Source organism: Bacteroidota bacterium, assembly GCA_018831055.1.
Lineage (GTDB): Bacteria > Bacteroidota > Bacteroidia > Bacteroidales > B18-G4 > M55B132.
Window position 1 is genome coordinate 1 of sequence record JAHJRE010000173.1, and the last position, 6,801, is coordinate 6,801.

Annotated in this window: 7 protein-coding genes; 3 read left to right on the top strand and 4 right to left on the bottom strand. The window is 47.5% G+C overall.

Features of this window, described 5'->3' with window-relative positions:
- On the top strand, positions 1-1,187 hold a 1,187-nt coding region (locus KKA81_11270; GenBank protein ID MBU2651506.1), incomplete at its 5' end, for a T9SS type A sorting domain-containing protein.
- Between the two features lie 195 nt (positions 1,188-1,382).
- Here KKA81_11270 and KKA81_11275 read toward each other — a convergent pair.
- The 4 genes from KKA81_11275 to KKA81_11290 form a co-directional block, all read right to left on the bottom strand.
- Entirely contained in the window at positions 1,383-2,237 is an 855-nt protein-coding gene (locus KKA81_11275) for an Omp28 family outer membrane lipoprotein (protein ID MBU2651507.1), read from the bottom strand.
- Between the two features lie 12 nt (positions 2,238-2,249).
- The gene (locus KKA81_11280) at positions 2,250-3,974 is read right to left on the bottom strand and encodes a hypothetical protein (GenBank protein ID MBU2651508.1); all 1,725 of its coding nucleotides are present in this window, start codon (positions 3,972-3,974) and stop codon (positions 2,250-2,252) included.
- A gap of 30 nt (positions 3,975-4,004) precedes the next feature.
- On the bottom strand, positions 4,005-4,532 hold the full coding sequence (locus tag KKA81_11285; GenBank protein MBU2651509.1) for a TlpA family protein disulfide reductase: 528 nt from the start codon (positions 4,530-4,532) through the stop codon (positions 4,005-4,007).
- Between the two features lie 105 nt (positions 4,533-4,637).
- On the bottom strand, positions 4,638-5,612 hold the full coding sequence (locus tag KKA81_11290; GenBank protein ID MBU2651510.1) for a class I mannose-6-phosphate isomerase: 975 nt from the start codon (positions 5,610-5,612) through the stop codon (positions 4,638-4,640).
- A gap of 61 nt (positions 5,613-5,673) precedes the next feature.
- Between KKA81_11290 and KKA81_11295 the strand changes: the two genes are divergently transcribed.
- Together KKA81_11295 and KKA81_11300 are read left to right on the top strand one after the other, a co-directional pair.
- Entirely contained in the window at positions 5,674-6,264 is a 591-nt protein-coding gene (locus tag KKA81_11295) for a TIGR00730 family Rossman fold protein (protein MBU2651511.1), read from the top strand.
- Positions 6,265-6,277: 13 nt separating this feature from the next.
- The coding region (locus tag KKA81_11300; protein ID MBU2651512.1) for a radical SAM protein at positions 6,278-6,801 on the top strand (524 nt) is incomplete at its 3' end.

Genomic DNA, 6,801 nt, shown 5'->3' on the forward strand with positions numbered 1-6,801 from the left:
CAAATGGTAAGCTTGATCCGGGTGAGGATGCAAGCATTATAATGACCATTGAAAATACAGGAACATCGGATGCTGCCGATGTGAACGGGCTTCTTGCTTCACTGAGTCCCTATGTTAGTGTCAATTCAGGTAGCCTTGGTTTCGGCAACCTTGCAGCCGGATCATTTGCATCACAAAGCTATGAAGTTAGTGTAGGGAATGATACCCCGGCAGGCCATTCTGCCGGCTTCGAATTTGATATCAGCGCCTATCAGGGTGTGAGCGGCAATGGCTCGTTCTTCCTGGTTGTAGGACAAATACCCGTTCTTATCGTTGATCTCGATGGCAACAACAACTCTGCCGATGCGATGATGCAGTGTTGCGATAATCTGGGCGTTGGCGCTGAAATGGTTTCCACTATTCCCAACGATCTGAACCTGTATTCATCTGTGTTTATCTGCCTTGGCGTCTACCCCGATAACCATGTACTGAATTCCCAGGAAGGTGATGCACTTGCCGATTATCTTAATGAAGGAGGAAATATTTACCTGGAAGGTGCAGACACCTGGGCTTTTGATACTCAAACCTCTGTCCACCCGATGTTTAGTATCAACGGCGATGAAGATGGAAACGGTGATATGTCGGATGTGAAAGGGCAGGATGGGACCATTGCAGCCGACCTGGAATATGAATACAGCGGTGATAACAACTATATGGATCATATTCTTCCGTTGGGCCAGGCATTTACGATGTTTAAAAATCTCAGTCCTTCTTACAACTGTATGATCGCCAACGACGCCGGTTCCTATAAAACCGTCGGAGCATCGCTGGAATTCGGCGGCCTGGACGACGGCTCTTCCACCAAAGACGAGCTGATGATCGTGATCCTTGATTTCTTCGGTATAGAAGGCATCTGGACTGCATTACCGGAAGCACCGGGCAGCGCAGTCAGCGGACTAAACATTTTCCCGAATCCTGTAAATGATCATTCTCAGGCCATATTAAAACTTGATGTGGCTACTCACGTTGATGCAGGATTATACACGGGCGAAGGGAAGAAAATATTATCTTTGGCCTCAGAGGAGATGGACAAAGGCACTCATGTGTTAAGCCTCCGGGAAACCGCAACCCTCCCGCAAGGCCTCTACCTCCTGAAAATATCCACCAATACCGGACATGAAACCCGGAAGTTGGTAGTCGTGCACTGATGTTTAACTAATGTGAAAAACGGGCCGGGGAAAAAACGGCCCGTTTTTTTATCGCAGAAATCAGATCGCAGATCGGAGAAAGAAATCGCAGATATCAGATTGCAGATCGAAGAATAAACCCTCATCACTTCATTTCCCGGTTAGTTCTGTTATAATGCCTCTTCTCGATCATCGATTTCTTTCTCCGATCTCTGATCACATCACCTCCTTCTCCTCTGCCTGCACTACTTCTTTTGTTGTTGCATTATAAACGAAGGCAACGATAGCACAGTTTTCCTGGTTCCAGCCGTCGTGTAGGGTCATGGTAAACGTGGTGGTCTCAACCTGTCCTGCACTTACTCCTCCGGCGGCAATCTCCGTTCCCCAGGCTCCGTTGTATGCATCACGAAGCATATGGTTGTGCTCATAATCAAGTATTTCAGGAACAGTGCCTACACTGGAGTTATCGTTTTTCTGGGCGGAAATGATGCCGCTCTCCAGTAAATAAAAACAGATGTTGAAATCACAGGTGAAATCGTTCAGGAATTCTACCGATACATTGCCCGTAAGAGTACGCGTTATAGCTTCATATTCAAGCGAAAGGTCGATGTGAGCGTCGGGTGGAAGGTTGATCAACGCTTCTATGGCATCTTGCCAGACTCCGGTGAACAATGCATATTGACTGTTGTACTTCGTGCGGTTGATCATGGCACTCGGGTAAAACAAGACATTGTAATAGGCATTGAGGTCGTTGCCTGCCTGGGTACGGTAGTCGGCTGTGTATGGCGCGGTTGATGGCTCGGCAAACGCGCCTGCATGTATCGACATCAGTATGAGTTGCTCTCCATACTGATTCTTCAGGTCATGTGCAAGCATGGCTCCTTCCGGACAGTTGACACAGGTGTGCCCCGTGAACTCCTCCAGCAAAAGTTTCCTGACTTTCTCCGTTGGGTCAGGGCCCGGACCTGGTTTGCCTTCGGGCACAAGGTAGGGATCGTCTTCCACATCGCAGGATGGGATCAAAGTGAATGCTAATAAAACGATCAACAGGTATCTGAATGTTATTCTCATAATCGTTATGTTTTAAAACTGACTGGATATGGTGATATTGAACCCATTGGCGGCCGGTACCTGACGGCAAACGCCCCCGACGCACAGCAAACCTTCTCTCTGCCTGCCGTATCCGATGGATATTCGCGTGGCTCCCTCTACATATGCTATATTCCCGCTGTAATAATGCAATTGCATCTCTTCGTCGGGATTGCTATAATTGTATTCGTCCATAACAGTGAAAAACCATTTGGGTGCGATATTGAACTCAAGCAGCCCCATGGCCCAGCTCCCCCTGTCCTGATCGGTAAACAATCCCTGGGCTTCCATGCGCAACGATTTGGTGGGGGTGATCTTGTAAGTGATATCCAGGATGCCAATGTTGGCATGTACCTTGGGATCTCCAGCATGACCTTCGACTACAGCAATGTTGTAAAGCTGGTTGATGTACGAAACTATGGCTTTCCACTTGCTGCTGAACTTTTTCGTGATCACAATATCGAAGTCCTCATAATATCGCTCATCCCCCAAAGTGAAAAAGGGCGATTTGTAACCCTTGGTTCCTGTAGAATCAATAGGTATGTCAGCTGAAACCTGTTCCTTTTTGATAGACCGGATGTTCGAGTAATTCAACTCGATCTGGGTCCCGTATTTCCCTCCCAGAGCCGATTTCTTGGGTATGGTATACATGATCTGTCCCTGTATCCCCATTTCTCCCAATGGCTGTGTAGCATACGGATAAATGGTTGCCAGACTGTAGGTGTGCTGCTTGGTGAGGGGAGGGAGGTAGTTGATGTCGAGGACGTTACCGATCTCGGCTCTTTTCGATTTGAAACTCATGTTGTCGGTACGCTTCCCCGAAAGGCTTATCCCCAATCCTTTGGTGGCATACGACATACTCAGGAAAAGAGCTTGCCCTTCCTTGTAAATGTAATCGTTGAATTCCGAAGGATCGTTGATCTTATAAGCATACTCTGCCGTGAGATTGAAGCCTCCATGCGTAAGGTTCATCCTTCCTGCATAAGCAGCCACGTTTTCAGGAATTTTATAACTGAAAATGTACTTTGTTACTACTGTATCCTGGATAGAATCCCTGGAAATGGTCTTCTTGCTTGCTTTTTCATATTTGCTTACAAAACTTCCACCCAGGGTGATCTGCGTTTTACTGCCTTTCAGGAAGGGGAGGAGATCGTTGAGATAAAGGTCGGCATCAAAACCACGGACTATACCCCTGTTACCTTCCTGATAAGGCTCCCAGTAATAGCGCTGTGTGCCTATCAATCCGGTGAGGGTTAAGCCTGTTACCGGCTGGAATTTTGCCCTGAATCCCCTGATCGAATTGTCGTAACCCAACTGCCATTCCTCATATGCACGTAATATCAGGCCGTTGCCAAACTGCTCGTAGAAATTCCCGGCCGTCAGCTCCAGCTTGTCCCATTTGTACTTAACATAATAATAAGGGATGCCTGCTCCTTCATAAGCAGGATCAAATCCGGCCAACGGAGGGAGATAGGCTTCAAACCGCAATCCGGCTTCAAAATTGCCGTTGGTATAGGCAATATTCCCAAATGCATTCATCCTGAAATATTTGCCGTTTAAAGAACTGTCGGTGATCCCCAGCTTGGAATCTTCTCCATAATAGGCCCCGTCGATCTGAAAATTGCCGTGTACCTGTCCGTTTTCCAGGAATGACTGGCTGATCCCCCGCAGAGGGAATATCATGCCGAGGAGCAACCCGATAATGATGATCTTCTTCATGAATATATTTTTGGGTTTTGGGTTAACAGCTTAATGACTTTCAACGGATTCGCCTTTAGCGACTTTCCTGACCGTGTCGATCAGCTCCAACTCGGCCCCTTCGGCAAAAGATGTGTGTTGCCAAACGATGTTCCCTTCCCCGTCGAGCAGAAACGTATGCGGGATCATATTCACACCCATCGCTCTCTTGAAATCCCCATTGGGATCAAGCAAAATCTCATATTCCCAACTGTTGCCGCTGGCGAAAGGCAATACCTTGGAACTGGAACGCGCATCATCAATACTGACCGCATAAAGCTTAACCCCGGTCTCTTCCTGCCAGTCTTCGTAAACATCCGCAATGGTATTCAGCTCCTTGATGCAGGGCTTGCACCATAAGGCCCAAAAACTTACTATTATGGGTTTGCCGTCGTTGCTTATGTCCTGCGTGTTAAACGACTTGCCATCGGTGGTCTTGACATCAACGGAAGGAAGCTTTCTCGATCTGGCCTCTTTTTCCTGTGCCATGATCCCTGTAATCATTAGTGCTGCAATTGCGATCAGGATGAGTCTTTTCATAAAAGATTGGATTTAATATTGAATGATTTAAATATATATAGCTGTTATTTAACGCCAAATGTAAAAATAAATTATCAAACCCGTTATTGTATGGGGTTTAATTGCTCAACGGATGTAAATTTCCAGCAGTTCACTGTCCGTATATGGTATGATAGTGATCTCCTCGGTAATCGCCGGCACCAGGATGGCTTCCCCGGGTTTCAGTTTTTCCGTTCCTCCGGGATACTGTATACCTGCCATTCCCTGGGTACAGACGTAAGCTACGAATGAATCGAGGGCTGAAAGATCCTTGAAAACCGATTTTCCTGAAAGATGGATCACATTGGTGGTAAAATGCTCACAGTCGGCCAGGGGTAGCGTCTGGTTGGGATTTTTTCCGATCGGGGTCTTATAGTCGTTATGCACATTAAAATCAATAGCATCCAGGGCTTCCTCCAGATGCAGTTCCCTTGGTTTTCCTTCATCGTCGGTGCGGTTCCAGTCGAAAATGCGATAGGTGGTATCCGATGTTTCCTGGATTTCTGCCAGCAGGATACCGGGTCCCAGGGCGTGCACCCTTCCTGCAGGCATAAAAAACACATCTCCTTTTTCAACATCTTCAAAATTCAGGATTTCCTGAAGCCGGCCTTCCTCAAGATACCTGAGGTATTCGTTCCGGTCGCTCTGGCGGCTGAATCCCGAGATCAAACGGGCACCGGGTTCTGCTTCCAGGATATACCACATCTCCGTCTTACCCCTGCCAATCTTTCGTTGCATGGCAAGTGCGTCATCAGGATGCACCTGTATCGATAACCAATCGTTTGCATCAATGATCTTCACCAGTACAGGAAACTCCTGCCCAAAACGGTTGTAGTTTTCTTCTCCGACGAGATCATACATGTAAACTTCTATCAGTTCGTTAAGGTTATTTCCTTCCAGGAAGCCGTTGGTCACAATGGATTCGTTGCCTTCAACCCCGGAAAGGATCCAGGCTTCGCCACATTTCTGTATCGGGGCGCCCATAAAGGTTTCCATTTTGCGGCCTCCCCATATCTTTTCCTTGAAAATGGGGTCGAACTTAAGAGGGTACAACTGATTCATGCTGATTTTAATTATGTATCTTTGACGCTCGCAAAGTTATCATTTTTCAGGAGTCAAGACAATGAAGAATATCTGTGTGTTTTGCGGGTCATCAAGGGGATACCGTGGTGTTTACGCTGAGGCTGCTGCCGGATTTGCAGAGGCGTTGGCACAGGAAGGCCTCGATCTTGTGTATGGCGGTGCCAATATCGGCCTTATGAAGGTAGTGGCCGATAAAGTCCTGGAAATGGAAGGGAAAGTATATGGGGTTATGCCCCGTGATCTGGCCGGGAAAGAAATTGCCCACGAAGGGATCACGGAAATGCATATCGTCGAAACCATGTCGCAACGCAAGGAACGTATGGCTGCCATGTCGGACGCCTTCGTAGTGCTGCCCGGCGGTGTGGGTACCCTCGATGAACTTTTCGAAGTGCTTAGCTGGAACCAGCTTGGGATCATGAAAAAACCCGTTGGGATCCTGAATGTCGCCGGTTTCTACGACCACCTCGTCCATTTCCTGGAACATGCCCTGGAAGAGAAGTTCCTGAGACAAGAACATAGCAGAAACCTTGTTGTGGAGGTTGACCCCGGCTTACTGATTAAAAAACTGCGCGATTTCAGGTTCACCGAAGCAGAAGAATGGGTGGAGAGACTAAAAATTAAAGGATATTGAGAATCGGAGATCGATGAGCACAAAATATTTTATACAGGAAGAAAATCACCAGGTTCGCTGCACGCTTTGTCCGCATAACTGCAGAATCAGCGAGGGGGAACGTGGCATTTGCCGGGTACGTAAGAATGAAGGCGGGACGCTGGTTGCGGAAAACTATGGTTTGGTTAGTTCGCTTGCGCTTGATCCCATTGAAAAAAAGCCTTTGTATCATTTTTTTCCGGGTAGCCGGATACTCTCTGCCGGGACGGTTGGCTGTAACTTACGATGTAAGTTCTGTCAGAACTTTGAGATCAGCCAGAGCGGGGTGGACGAACATTCCGGGTTGCGACAGTTCACGCCGGAAGAAATGGTTGCCCTTGCCCTGAAGGAACACAACAATATCGGGATCGCTTATACCTATAACGAACCTTTGATATGGTTTGAATATGTGATGGATACAGCAAGGCTGGCTAAGGAATCCGGACTGAAGAACGTGATGGTAACCAATGGCTTTGCTTCGCCTGAACCTCTGGATGAGTTGCTTCCGCTGATAGATGC